13 protein-coding genes are annotated in these 12,156 nt (G+C 73.0%); 7 read left to right on the forward strand and 6 right to left on the reverse strand.

Annotated elements, in window-relative coordinates; genetic code table 11:
- From Asi02nite_RS30045 to dhaK, 7 genes are all read left to right on the forward strand, one after another.
- Positions 1-1,446 (forward strand): helix-turn-helix domain-containing protein (locus Asi02nite_RS30045; protein ID WP_203717369.1); only part of this gene is annotated, 1,446 nt, incomplete at its 5' end.
- A gap of 52 nt (positions 1,447-1,498) precedes the next feature.
- Positions 1,499-2,287, forward strand: coding sequence for an alpha/beta hydrolase (locus Asi02nite_RS30050; protein WP_203717370.1), 789 nt, complete (start codon positions 1,499-1,501; stop codon positions 2,285-2,287).
- A gap of 74 nt (positions 2,288-2,361) precedes the next feature.
- Positions 2,362-4,104, forward strand: coding sequence for a GAF domain-containing protein (locus tag Asi02nite_RS30055; RefSeq protein ID WP_203717371.1), 1,743 nt, complete (start codon positions 2,362-2,364; stop codon positions 4,102-4,104).
- Between the two features lie 71 nt (positions 4,105-4,175).
- Entirely contained in the window at positions 4,176-5,036 is an 861-nt protein-coding gene (locus Asi02nite_RS30060; protein WP_203717372.1) for a class II fructose-bisphosphate aldolase, read from the forward strand.
- Positions 5,033-5,812, forward strand: a complete 780-nt coding sequence (locus tag Asi02nite_RS30065) for an HAD-IA family hydrolase (protein ID WP_203717373.1) — start codon at positions 5,033-5,035, stop codon at positions 5,810-5,812. The genes Asi02nite_RS30060 and Asi02nite_RS30065 overlap by 4 nt, the downstream gene beginning before the upstream one ends.
- The gene (gene dhaL / locus Asi02nite_RS30070; RefSeq protein ID WP_203717374.1) at positions 5,809-6,465 is read left to right on the forward strand and encodes a dihydroxyacetone kinase subunit DhaL; all 657 of its coding nucleotides are present in this window, start codon (positions 5,809-5,811) and stop codon (positions 6,463-6,465) included. Before Asi02nite_RS30065 ends, dhaL begins: the two co-directional genes overlap by 4 nt.
- Positions 6,462-7,457, forward strand: coding sequence for a dihydroxyacetone kinase subunit DhaK (gene dhaK / locus Asi02nite_RS30075; protein ID WP_203717375.1), 996 nt, complete (start codon positions 6,462-6,464; stop codon positions 7,455-7,457). Before dhaL ends, dhaK begins: the two co-directional genes overlap by 4 nt.
- Positions 7,458-7,496: 39 nt before the next feature.
- Here dhaK and Asi02nite_RS30080 read toward each other — a convergent pair whose 3' ends face one another.
- The 6 genes from Asi02nite_RS30080 to Asi02nite_RS30105 are packed head-to-tail and all read right to left on the reverse strand — an operon-like array spanning position 7,497 to position 12,074.
- Positions 7,497-7,949: a DUF417 family protein gene (locus tag Asi02nite_RS30080; protein ID WP_203717376.1), complete on the reverse strand. Its 453-nt coding sequence runs from the start codon at positions 7,947-7,949 to the stop codon at positions 7,497-7,499.
- 25 nt (positions 7,950-7,974) lie between these two features.
- Entirely contained in the window at positions 7,975-8,901 is a 927-nt protein-coding gene (locus Asi02nite_RS30085; protein WP_203717377.1) for a hypothetical protein, read from the reverse strand.
- Complete coding sequence (locus Asi02nite_RS30090; RefSeq protein ID WP_203717378.1) at positions 8,898-9,380, reverse strand: hypothetical protein; 483 nt, start codon at positions 9,378-9,380, stop codon at positions 8,898-8,900. The genes Asi02nite_RS30085 and Asi02nite_RS30090 overlap by 4 nt, the downstream gene beginning before the upstream one ends.
- Before the next feature lie 2 nt (positions 9,381-9,382).
- Positions 9,383-10,567 carry a macrolide family glycosyltransferase gene (locus Asi02nite_RS30095; protein WP_203717379.1) on the reverse strand — a complete coding sequence of 395 codons (1,185 nt, stop codon included), beginning with the start codon at positions 10,565-10,567 and terminating at the stop codon, positions 9,383-9,385.
- A 23-nt stretch (positions 10,568-10,590) separates the two neighbouring features.
- The gene (locus Asi02nite_RS30100; protein ID WP_203717380.1) at positions 10,591-11,481 is read right to left on the reverse strand and encodes an aldo/keto reductase; all 891 of its coding nucleotides are present in this window, start codon (positions 11,479-11,481) and stop codon (positions 10,591-10,593) included.
- Entirely contained in the window at positions 11,478-12,074 is a 597-nt protein-coding gene (locus tag Asi02nite_RS30105) for a TetR/AcrR family transcriptional regulator (protein ID WP_203717381.1), read from the reverse strand. Before Asi02nite_RS30105 ends, Asi02nite_RS30100 begins: the two co-directional genes overlap by 4 nt.
- Between the last annotated feature and the right edge of the window lie 82 nt (positions 12,075-12,156).

Consider the following 12,156-nt stretch of genomic DNA (forward strand, 5'->3'; position numbering starts at 1 on the left):
CACCTCGACGATGCCGCGCGCGGCACGGCGCTGCTGCTCCGGGCGAACGCCTCCGTCACCGCCGGCGTGCCGCAGGCCAACCAGCGCGCGTCCGCGGTCTGTCTGGCCGCGGCCGAGGCGTTCGGTGCCACCCGGCCGGAGCCGGCCCGGGCCGCGGTGCTACACGCCGTCGAGCACGCCCTCGCCGTCGAGCACCTCATCCTGGACACCACCGAGGCCGAGCTCGCGACCGTGGCCCGCCGGCTCGCCGGCGAGCGCCCCGACGGCCTGACCGCGCTGCTGCTCGCCGGCTACGCCGCCGTGGCCGAGGGCGGTGTCGCGCGGGGCGGGCCGGCCGCGCGCCGGGCGGTCGCCGCCGCGACCGACCCGCGCCGGCCCGCCGCCGAGCTCCTGCCGCACGTCGTGGTGGCGGTCAACCTGTGCACGCTGCTCTGGGACGAGCGGACTCGACTGTCCATCCTGGACAGGGCGGAGACGGTGGCCCGCCGGACCGGTGCCCTCCAGGCCCTGGCCGTCGTGCATTTCATGGCGGTGCTCAGCGACACCGCGCTCGGCCGGCTCACCGAGGCCGACCGGCACGACACCACCGGCATCCGGCTGCGGCGCGCCATCGGGATCACGACCGAACGCGAGCTGATCTGGCGGCATCCCGAACTGGCCGTATGGCGGCTCGGCTCTGGGGAGCAGGCGGCTCTGCGACCCGCGCTGGAGCTGATGGAACGCGCCGGTGTCGGCGCCATGGTGTCCCTGACCCGGCACAGTCTCGCGGTTCTCGACATCGGCTACGGCGACTACGCGGCGGCCCGGGACCGGCTGGTGCCGCTGACCGGCACGGGACTGCCCGGTCGGTACGCGCGTGCCCTGCCCGACCTGGTCGAGGCCGCGCTGCGGGCCGGTGACCGGCGGACCGCGGAGGCGGCCTGTGCCGACCTCGCGGCGGCCGCGGCGGGTGCGGGCACCCCGTGGGCGGCCGGCCTGCTGCACCGGTCGCAGGCCCTGCTGGCGGGCGCCGACGACGCGGAACCGCACTACCTGCGCGCCGTCGACGCGTTGACCGGCACGCTCGCCCACGGCGACCTGGCCCGGACCCACCTGCTGCACGGCGAGTGGCTGCGCCGGCGCCGCCGGCGGGGGGCCGCCAGGCAGCGGCTCACCACCGCGCTGGAGATGTTCGAGGCGGAACGAGCCGAGGCATTCGCCGATCGCGCGCGCCGGGAGCTGGCCGCGCTGGGCGAGACCCTTCGGTCACCCGTACCCGAGCGGCAGCCGGTGTTGACCCCGCAGGAGGCCGCCGTGGCGCGACTGGCCCGGGCCGGTGGCACGAACGCCGAGATCGCCGCGCACCTGTTCCTCAGCGCCAGCACGGTCGACTACCACCTCCGCAAGGTCTACCGGAAGCTCGGCGTCACGTCTCGCCGGGCGCTGCGGGAGGCCCTGCACGACTGACTACGCGGAACACGGGATTCGGCCCCCATCGACGGCGGGCCAGGATCGGCGCATGAAACCGATCGTTCTTGTCCACGGGTTCTGGGTTACGCCGCGTAGCTGGGAGAACTGGGTCGCGCACTACGAGGCCAAGGGGCACAAGGTGATCGCGCCCGCGTACCCGGGCTTCGAGGTGGAGGTCGAGGCGCTCAACGCCGACCCGGCACCGATCCTCGAGGTGACGGTCCCGCGGATCATCGCGCATCTCGAGGAGCAGATCCGGGCGCTGCCCGAGGCTCCGATCATCATGGGCCACTCAGCCGGCGGGGCGTTCACGCAGATCCTGCTCGACCACGGCTACGGCGCGGCCGGTGTGGCCCTCAACTCGGCGCCGACGGAGGGCGTCCGGGTGGTCCCGCTCTCGCAGGTGAAGTCGACGTTCCCGGTGCTGAAGAGCCCGGCGAACCGGCACAAGGCGGTGCCGCTGAACCTGGAGCAGTGGACGTACGCCTTCACCAATACGTTCACGGCGCAGGAGTCCCGGGCGCTCTACGAGCGGTATGCGATCCCGGCCAACGGCGGCATTCTCTGGGGGAGCGTGCTGGCCAACTTCCAGCCGGGCCACCAGGACACCTGGGTCGACTACCACAACGACGACCGGGCCCCGCTGCTGTTCGTCTCCGGATCCGAGGACCACATCATGCCGCCGGAGATCCAGCGCTCGAACCACAGGCACTACAAATCCGACACCATCACGGAGATCCGCGAGTACGAGGGCTACGCGCACCTGTTGCCGGCCCAGCGGGGCTGGGAGCGGATCGCCGACGAGGTGCTGGACTGGGCGCTGCGCCACGCCCGTTGAGCGGTTCCGGTTGACCCTCCGGTGGCCCGGGATGACGATCGGGAGAGCGGCTCGATCCCGCGGGGGTGTAGGTCATGGCCAGAGTGCGAACCGGTGCCGGAGAGGCGGTTGAGGCGCGGGAGGCCATGCGCGCGGTCGCGGAGGATCTGGCCGGCGAGCTGGTGGCGCGGCCGTTGTTCGAGCGCGTGCTGCGCCGCAGTGTCGAGCTGCTGGGCGGCGACGCCGGGGCCGTCTCCAGCGTCGACGAGGCCGCCGGCACCTACCGCAAGGAGGCCGAGGTCGGCGTCAAGTGCCAGGCCGGCCGGGTGTTCCCGGTGACCGAGGGCATGACGGGCGAGGTCGTACGGCGCCGCGGGCCGGTCCGGTTCGACTCGTACGACGAGGTCGCCGGCGGGCATCTCGGCGCGGCCGACCAGGCCGGGCTGCGCGGCGTCATCGGCGCGCCGATCGAGTGGCGCGGCGCGGTCATCGGCGCCTGCGTGGTGTTCAGCCGGGAGCGCGCCTTCACCGCCGCCGACGCCGAGCTGCTGGAGATGGTCGCCCGGCAGGCCGCCGTCGCGCTGGTCAACGCGAGCTCGCACGAGGCCGCCGAGGAACGGGCCCGGCTGCAGGCCGCGGGCGCCGAACGCGAGCGCTTGCTGGTCGAGGTGCAGGGCCTGCTGGACAAGGGCCTCGTCGACCTGAACGCCGAGCTCGAGCGGGCCGAGCGGCTCGCGCCGGCCGCGGTGACGGGTTGCCTGCGCCGTGCCCGGGCCGAGGCGGAGAGCACGATGACCGAGGTCCGCCGGTCGCTCGGCGCCGCCGGGCACTCGCCGTTGGAGGACCGCAGCCTCGAGGACGCGCTGCGCGCCGAGCTCGGGTGGGCGCACCGGGCCCGCGGCGCCGACGTGCGGCTGGTGGTCGCCGGCGCGCCCGTACCGCTGGACCGCGGGCTGGCCGAGCACGTGCTCAGCGTCGCCCAGGAGGCGGTGTCGAACATCGTCCGGCACTCGGGCGCGGCGACGATCCGGCTGGGGCTGGTCTACAACTCGGCCGCGCTGGCGCTGCTCGTGCAGGACGACGGGCAGGGCTTCGAGGCCGACCCCGTCGACCAGCGCGCCGGTCTCGGGTTGCGCCGGATGAGCGAGCTCGCGGGCAGCGTCGGCGGGTCCGCGACCGTCGAGTCGGTGCCCGGCTGGGGCACCAGCGTGCGCGCCTCGTTCCCCTACCAGCGCACCGCCGCCGACGACCCCGACCGCGTCGACGTGCTGGTGGTGGCCGCCCAACCGGTGCTCCGGGCCGGCATCTCCCGCCTGCTGGCCTGGTCGGGGCAGACACTGGCCGTGGTCGGCGAGGCGGCCGGCGCCGACGACGCGCTCGCGGCCACCGCCGCCCTCCGTCCGGACGTGGTGGTGGTCGGCCCGGACCTGGTCGACGTGGTCGACCGGATCACCGCCGCCGGGCCGGCGGTCGTCGCGATGTGCGCCGCGGGCGACCATCGCGCGGTCGCCGAGGCGCTGCTCGCCGGCACGCACGGTTGTGTCGAGACGAGCGCCGACGGTCCGACGCTGGCCCGCGCGGTGGTGGCCGCCTCGCGCGGCGAGTCGCTCGTGCCCGACCACGGGGTCTGGGCCGGCCGCCTCACGACCGACCCCAACCCGGCGGGCCTGACCGCGCGGGAGCTCGAGGTGCACGCGCTGGTCTGCCAGGGCCTGCCGGACAAGCTGATCGCGAAGCGGCTCGGCATCGCCGTCAAGACGGTGGAGAAGCACGTGGGTGCGGTGCTGCGCAAGACCGGCGCGCGCGGCCGCGCCGAGCTGATCGCCCACGGGCGGTAGGGACCTCACCCATGCCGCGCGGGTGTTTTCCCTGATGCGGCGGCCGCGGCGCCCCTCCTAGCGTCGATCTCATGGGTGTGGTGTCGCTCAAGGAGATCGTCGACCGGTCGATGCGCGACGGGTACGGGGTGCCCGCGATCAACATCGTCAACGACCTGACCCTGGAGAGCGTGCTGGCCGGCGCCGTCGAACGCCGGTCCCCGATGATCGTCCAGACGTCGGTGAAGACCGTGAAGTCCATCGGGTCCGACGTGCTGTTCACGATGTGGCGGGCGATGACCGCGGGCATCGAGGTGCCGGTCTGCCTCCACCTCGACCACTGCCCGGAGCGCGCCGTGATCACCGAGTGCCTCGACAAGGGCTGGAACTCGGTGCTGTTCGACGGCTCGACCCTGCCCGTCGAGGAGAACCTGCGGCAGGTCGTCGAGGTGGTCGCCGAGGCCCGCGCGCACGGTGCCCACGTCGAGGGCGAGATCGAGGCGATCAAGGGTGTCGAGGACGACGTCGGCTCCGACGAGGAGTCCAAGCGGCAGTCCCTCGACGTCTCCGTGAACTTCGTCGAGACGTCCGGGGTCGACGTGTTCGCACCGTCGATCGGAAACGCGCACGGCGTCTACTCCACGACCCCCGACCTCGACGGCCAGCGGGTCACCGACCTCGTCGAGGCGACCGGCGTGCCGATCGCGCTGCACGGCGGCACCGGCCTGACCGACGAGCAGTTCAAGGACCTGATCGCCCGCGGCTGCGCGAAGGTCAACGTGTCGACGGCGCTGAAGGTCACCTACATGAAGTCGAACCTCGCGTTCCTCAAGGACGCGCAGGAGCGCGGCAAGTGGGACCCGCCGTCGCTGTTCCGGCACGTGGGCAAGGACGTCACCGCGATGGCCGCCGGCTACGTCGACCGCTTCGGCAGCGCGGGGCGGGCCTGGTGACCGCGCTCATCTTCGACTGCGACGGCGTCCTGGCCGACACCGAGCGGTACGGGCACCTGCCCGCCTTCAACCAGACGTTCGCGGAGTTCGGCCTCCCGGTGCGGTGGAGCGAGGAGGAGTACGGGCGCAAGCTCGCGATCGGCGGCGGCAAGGAGCGCATGCGCAGCCTGCTGACACCGGACTTCGTCGCCGCCGCCGGGCTGCCCACGGACCCGGAGGGCCAGGCCGAGGCCGTGGCCGCCTGGCACCGCCGGAAGACCGAGATCTACAAGGCGATGGTCCAGGCCGGGAAGCTGCCGGCCCGCCCCGGCATCGCCCGGATCGTCGAGGAGGCGCACGACGCGGGCTGGCCGCTCGCCGTGGCCTCGACCTCGGCCGAGCCGTCGGTGCGGGCGGTGGTGGAGCACGACGTGGGGGAGGAGCGGGCGCACGACTTCACGGTGCTGGCCGGCGACGTCGTGCCGCACAAGAAGCCGGCGCCCGACATCTACCAGCTCACCCTCGAGCGGCTGGGACTCACACCGCGGCAGGCCGTCGTCGTCGAGGACTCGCAGAACGGCCTGGAGGCGGCGAAGGCGGCCGGGATCCCGTGCGTGGTGACCGTCAACGGCTACACCGCCGACGAGGACTTCACCGGCGCCGCGTTCGTCGTCGACTCGCTCGGTGACCCGGGCAGCGCGCCGATCACCGTGCTGGCCAACGACAGCCCCGCGCGGCCCGGCCCGTACGTCACGCTGGCCGACCTCGCGGCCGTTTCCGAAGGGGACACTCGATGACCGAACAACTGCTGCCCTCGGTCGAGTTCGTGGTGAAGACGCTCGCCCACACCGCGATCGAGAACGAGAAGTACTTCGGCGACCTCGACGCGGTCGTCGGCGACGGCGACTTCGGCTACTCGCTGGCTCGCGGCTTCGAGCTCGTCGAGCGCGACTGGGACAGCTTCGACCGTACCGACGCCTCGACCTTTCTGAAGAAGGTCGCCGTGGTCATCACCAGCCGGATCGGTGGCACCTCCGGACCGTTGTGGGGCACGGCCTTCCTGCGCGCGGCCACCGTCGCGGCGGGAAAGTCCGAAGGGGACGCCGGGACCGCGGTGGCGATGCTGCGCGCGGCGATCGAGGGCATCGAGGCGCGCGGCAACGCCAGCCTCGGCGACAAGACGCTGCTCGACGCGCTCGCCCCGGCCACCGACGAGATCGCGCACCAGGCCGAGCTGGGCAGCGACGGTCCGACGACGGTGCGGGCCGCGGCCGGCGTGGCCCGGGAGAGCGCGGACGAGACGGCCAAGCTCCAGGCCAAGCGCGGGCGGGTCGCGTACACGGGGGAGCGCAGCATCGGCAGCGTCGACCCGGGGGCCGTCGGCGTGGCCGTCATGTTCGAGGCACTGGCCGACACCTGGCCCGCCCACTTCGAAGGGAAGACAGCATGAAGAAGTTCGTCAACGACCCCAACCAGTACGTCCCCGAGATGCTCACGGGTGTCGCCCTGGCCAACCCGGACACGCTGCGCTACGTCCCCGAGTACAACCTGATCATGCGGGCCGACGCACCGGACGACAACAAGGTGTCGATCATCCAGGGCTCCGGCTCCGGGCACGAGCCCGCGCACGTGATGAGCGTCGGCAAGGGCATGCTCGACGCGGCCTGCCCCGGTGACGTGTTCTCCGCGCCGCCGATGGACTACGTGCTGGAAACCAGCAAGATGCTGGCGTCGCCGAAGGGCGTGCTGCACCTGATCAACAACTACACCGGCGACCGGATGGCCTTCGACATGGGCAAGGAGATGGCCGAGGCGGAGGGCGTCAACATCGAGACCGTGCTGGTCGACGACGACGTCGCGGTGTCGGACTCCACCTACACGGTGGGTCGTCGTGGTGTCGCGGGGAACTTCTTCGTCATCAAGGTGGTCGGTGCGGCGGCCGAGCAGGGCGCCGACATCGACGAGCTGGTCCGCCTCGGCAACAAGGTCAACTCGGTCACCCGCACGATGGGCATGGCGCTCACCTCGTGCACGCCGCCGGCCAAGGGCTCGCCGCTGTTCGACCTGGGCGAGGACGAGATGGAGATGGGCGTCGGCATCCACGGCGAGCCGGGCCGTCGCCGCGAGAAGCTGCACAACGCCAACGAGATCGTCGACGAGCTGCTGGACGCCGTCGTGCCGGACCTGCCCTACAAGCAGGGCGACGACGTCGCCCTGATGATCAACGGCCTCGGGGGTACGCCGATCAGCGAGCTGTACCTGCTCTACGGCCACGCCCACGAGCAGCTCGAGGCCCGCGGGATGCACGTGCGGCGCAACTACGTCGGCGAGTACTGCACGTCGCTCGACATGGCGGGCGCCTCGCTGACGCTGGTCAAGCTCGACGACGAGATCGTCAACGGCCTGGCCGCTCCGGCCGAGACGGCCATCCGGACCTTCTGAGGGGGCACACCGATGGGCCCGGCGCGGGTGGCGCCGGGCTCATCGTCGCCCGGCCTCCAGCGCCTCGACGGCCGTCAGCAGGGCCGCGCCGAGCAGCACGCTGTCCTTGAGCAGGGCCTCGCCGAGCACGGAGAGCTGCGGCACGCGCCCGTCGTGCCAGGCCTCCGGCGTGGTGACCAGGAAGCTGAGCGTGCCGACCATCATGCCGGCCGCGCCGAGGCTGCCGAGCGCCGAGAGGCGGGGTGCGAACGGGCGGGAGGCGATCAGTGCGCCGAGCGTGACCTGTGAGACGCTGACGAGCCGGCCGAGCTTGCGAGCGCCGAGTCGGCGACGCAGGCCCTTGGTCAGAGGGCTGTTCCGGACGAGTGGTTCGGCGTTCTGGACCTCGTACTCGAGGAACTTGAGCCCGCCGACCCACAGGAAGATCGTCGCCAGGCCGTAGCGCATGACGACGTGGCCCAGCACGGCAGCGTCGCGCAGTGGTGTGTCCATGGCTTCCTCCGCCTTGAGTATCGCCTCAGCCGGCGGGCGGGACCGCCGTATCGCGGATGAGCGCCACCACGGTGTCGGCCGTGTGCTCCAGGTGGCTGCGACCGTCGGGCCGGTGGCTGGCGGGGCTGATGTAGCTGCGGGGACCCACGTGGGTCGCGGGGTCGAGCCGGTGCACGGTGACCTTCCCGGCCCGCGCGGCCCGGTTCCACGGGCTGCGGCTCCACAGTCGCCACCGCTGCGGGAAGATCCAGGTGCCCAGCCGCTCGATGCGGTCGTCCCCGCTGGTGAGCTGGAAGAGCCGGGCCGCGTGGGTGACGTCGTTGGCGCCGTTGTGGAAGCCGCCGAGGTTGATCAGCACCAACGGGCACCGGAGCTGCCGCCACAGGCCCTCCACCGCACCGGTGGCGACCTGGGCGCCGCCGCTGTAGCTGAGCAGCACGACCGGGATGCCGCTGTCGGCCTGGTAACCCGCGAGCCGGAGCTGGGTGGCGATCTGCGCGCCGACGGCCCGGTTGTAGACCGGACGGTACCGGTGGTCGGCGGCGATGAAGATCTGCATGACGTTGTGCAGGAACAGCAGCAGGCCGACGTGGCGCCGCAGCCAGATCCACACAGGACGGGCGGCGAGCGCGTACGCCAGCGGGGAGTAGGGCTGGACCTGGCCCAGCACCCGCAGCTCCGGCGCCCGGGCGATCAGGGCCTTCACCAACCGGCCGCCGTCGCGGGTGTCGCGATAGTGCCGCTTACCGATGCCGTCGAGATAGACGAGGTAGGCGGCCGGCGGCCGGTCGGCGTCGGCCCCGCGCGCGTAGGGCAGGCCGCGCGGGAGAGCGGTGGCAGGGGTCCGCCAACCCGCGGCATAGGCGAGCACCTCGTAGCGCGCGAGCAGCGCCTCGGCGAGCAGGATCGGGCCGAGGCAGCAGAGCAGCAGCAGGAGCACCAACTCCGTCATGTCGCCGGCTCCGGCAGCGGTGCCGTGTTCAGCCGCACCGCCAGGCGGCGGACGGCCTCGACGGCGATGCCGAGCCCGACGCCCGCGACGGCCACACAGCCGGCGGCGGTCCACCAACCCTGCCCCGTCGCGGCGTGCAGCGCGTCGGCCAGGCCGGCACCGACCCCGACGAAGAGCACCAGGTGCAGGAACGGCCCGAGCATCGGGAACGCGAGGATCGCGGCGAGCAGCAGCGGGGCGGCCAGCCCGGGCGTCCAACCGAGGCCCGTCGTGTTCGCCGAACCGACGAGCCCGGCGACCGTCCAGGCCGACAGCGGCCAGAGCGCGAAGACGGCGGCCTCCACGACCGCGCCGGCCAGGATCATCCGGACCGCCTTGCTTCGCGAGACGCCCGAACCCGGCGCGACGATCGGCAGCAGGCGGCCCGCGGCCTCGGACACGCCGGCGAGCAGCAGGAGGACGGCGACGAAGACGGACATCGTCAGCCTCCCGCCCCGGCCTCGACGCGGGCCTGGCCCGCGCGTTCCAGGTAGTGCTCGAGCTCGTCGGCCGCGCGCCGGAAGCCGCCCGCCTCGTGCTGGGCCTCCTGGAGCGTGCAGGCCGCGCCGCGGAAGCGGGACTCGCCGAGGAGCCGCTGGGCCAGCGCGCGGACGAGGCCGTCCGTCACGTCGGGCGTCCGGATCGTCAGGCCGGCGCCGAGCGTGGTGACCCGGGACGCGACCAGCGGCTGGTCCGCGCCCTGCGGGACGACCAGCATCGGGACGCCCGCGTAGAGGGCCTCGTTGACGCTGTTCATGCCGCCGTGGGTGACGAACAGCGCGGCGCGGGCCAGCACGTCCGGCTGGGGCACGAAGTGGCGGGCGATCACGTTGGCCGGCAGCCGGCCGAGCGCGGCCGGGTCGGTCCGCCCCGTGGCCACGACCACCGTCCCGCCCAGCGGGGCGAGCGCCGTGACGAAGGCGTGCAGCAACCGCGGCTCGGCGTTGAACACGGTGCCCAGCGACGCGTACAGCACCGGGTCGCGGAGGCGGTCGAACGGGAACGACCCGTCGACGGGCCGGGCGCCGATGCTGGGACCGACGAACCGGTACGACGCGTCGAGCTCCTCCACACCGGGCTGGAACATCCGGGAGGTGTAGACGAGGTTGAGCGGTGCCCGGATGTTGCCGAGGTCGAACGCCGGCAGCCCGCGGGTGTCGTACCGCCGGCCCAGCTCCCGGCGCTCGCGCAGGAACGCCCTCGTCAGCAGGTGCCGGGAGGCCCGGGTGGGACTGGGCACCTGCCGGTTGAACGCGAAGGTGGTGAACGAGGACGCCGCCGGGACGTCCAGCTCCCTGGCGGCGACCGCGCCCCACAGGCAGGCGGCGTCGTGGACGATCAGGTCGGGCCGGCTCCCGCGCAGGTCGGCGAGGACCGAGGGCAGAACGGCGTTGGCGGTACGCGTGAGCCCCGCCAGCAACGTCGCCGGCGTCGGCGGGTCCGGCAGCGGCTGGTCGCCGCCGGGGTACCGGAACTCGGTGGCACCCGCCGCCGCGACCGCGGCGGCGAACGCGGGTGAGGTGTGGTAGGTGACCGAGTGTCCACGTCGGACCAGCTCGGTCACGAGCGGCAGCGTCGGGTTGACGCGGCCGTGCATGGCGATGTTGAGGAACGCGAAGGTGCTCACCGTCCGACCTCCTCGTCGGTGCGTCAGGCGGGTGCGACGGCGTCCAGCGCGGCCAGCGTGGCGTCGTCGAGCAGGATGTCGCCGGCGGCGACGTTCGCCGCGAGATGCCCGGCGTCGCTCGTGCCGGGAATCAGCAGCGTGTTCGGGGAGTGCCGGAGCAACCAGGCGAGTCCGACCTGGGCGGTGCTGACGTTCAGCGCGCGGGCCGTGTCGCGCACGACCGGGTCGTCGGTCACCTTCGGCACCCCGGGCGTGGCACCACCCAGCGGGTAGTAGGGCACCCAGGCGATCCCCTCGGCCTCGGAGAGCTTGAGCATGTCCTCGTGGTCGCGGGTCAGCACGCTGTAGGAGTTCTGGACGCAGGTGATGCCCGCGGGGATCGCCCGGCGCAGGCCGTCGAAGTCCACCCCGCTCAGCCCGATCGCGCCGATCTTGCCCGCGTCCCGCAGGGCCATCAGCACCGCGAGCTGGTCCTCGAGATCCACGACCTGGTCGCGCGGGAGGGGGAAGCCGGCGCCGACGTCCATCCGCCGGAGGTTCACCACGGCGATCTGCTCGGCGCCGAGGCTGCGCAGGTTGTCCTCGACACCCACCCGCAGCTCCGCCGGCCGCTGCGCCGGGCGCATCGGCTGCTTGCCACCCGGGTTCGCGGCGATGCCGACCTTGGTCGAGACGACGGCGTGGTCGGCCGGATCGATCGCCGCGCGGAGCAGCCCGTTGACGTACCCGTTGCCGTAGACCTGGGCCGTGTCGAGGTGGTCGACGCCGAGGTCCAGCGCGCGCCGGAGCAGCGTGACGGCGGCGGCGCGGTCGTCGCGCAGCCGGGCGAGTTGCATGGCGCCGTACCCGATCCGGGACACGACCCGTCCGCCGAGGAAGCCGGGACCGCCGGGGCGGCGTACGTCCGTGGTCATGATGGTTCTCCTTGCCTGGGAATCACGGTGTCGACGAGGTCGGCGACGTCGGCCTCGCCGAGCAGGGCGCTGCGGAACAGCAGTGCCTGGTACGCGGCGAGGAGCCGGCCCGCCAGGTGCCGCGCCCGCGGGCCGGCGTCGGCGAGCGTGTGGCCCTGCGTCCGGATCAGCCACTCCTCGCAGCCGATCCGGAAGACCTCGCGCAGGCGCTCGAGCATGCCGACGACGATCTCCCGGACGGCGGGGTCGGTCGTGGCCTGGCCCCAGGCCTGCAGCGCGATGTGCGCCTCGTTGGGGTCGACGGCGGTGGACAGGTGGCCGATCATCTCGGCCGGGCTCGGGGGCCGTTCGCTCGCGGCCGCGTACGCGGAGAGGGTTTCCCGCCGCCGGTCGAGCAGGTCCTGGATGACGGCGTGGACGATGTCGGCCTTGGTCGCGAAGTGCGCGTAGATCGAGCCGGCGGAGAGCCCCGACTCGGCGGTGATGTCGGCGACGGACGTGCGCTCCATGCCTGCCCGCACGAAGCACCGCCGCGCGGCCCGCACGATCTGCTCGCGCCGTAGCTCCTTGCGGGCCTCGGTCAGTCTGGGCACGGCAACCTCCTCCGTCACACAAAAAGAACGGCCGCTCCGTTTGCCAGCATACAAACAGAGCGTCCGTTCTGTTTAGTGTCTC

The sequence above is a fragment of the Asanoa siamensis genome, assembly GCF_016862555.1.
GTDB lineage: Bacteria > Actinomycetota > Actinomycetes > Mycobacteriales > Micromonosporaceae > Asanoa > Asanoa siamensis.

Bases quoted from the DNA above. Each gene is read 5' to 3' on its own strand.
- Asi02nite_RS30050 (WP_203717370.1), top strand. From the start codon at position 1,499: ATGAAACCGATCGTTCTTGTCCACGGGTTCTGGGTTACGCCGCGTAGC.
- Asi02nite_RS30055 (WP_203717371.1), top strand. From the start codon at position 2,362: ATGGCCAGAGTGCGAACCGGTGCCGGAGAGGCGGTTGAGGCGCGGGAG.
- Asi02nite_RS30060 (WP_203717372.1), top strand. From the start codon at position 4,176: ATGGGTGTGGTGTCGCTCAAGGAGATCGTCGACCGGTCGATGCGCGAC.
- dhaL (WP_203717374.1), top strand. From the start codon at position 5,809: ATGACCGAACAACTGCTGCCCTCGGTCGAGTTCGTGGTGAAGACGCTC.
- dhaK (WP_203717375.1), top strand. From the start codon at position 6,462: ATGAAGAAGTTCGTCAACGACCCCAACCAGTACGTCCCCGAGATGCTC.
- Asi02nite_RS30080 (WP_203717376.1), bottom strand. From the start codon at position 7,949: ATGGACACACCACTGCGCGACGCTGCCGTGCTGGGCCACGTCGTCATG.
- Asi02nite_RS30085 (WP_203717377.1), bottom strand. From the start codon at position 8,901: ATGACGGAGTTGGTGCTCCTGCTGCTGCTCTGCTGCCTCGGCCCGATC.
- Asi02nite_RS30090 (WP_203717378.1), bottom strand. From the start codon at position 9,380: ATGTCCGTCTTCGTCGCCGTCCTCCTGCTGCTCGCCGGCGTGTCCGAG.
- Asi02nite_RS30100 (WP_203717380.1), bottom strand. From the start codon at position 11,481: ATGACCACGGACGTACGCCGCCCCGGCGGTCCCGGCTTCCTCGGCGGA.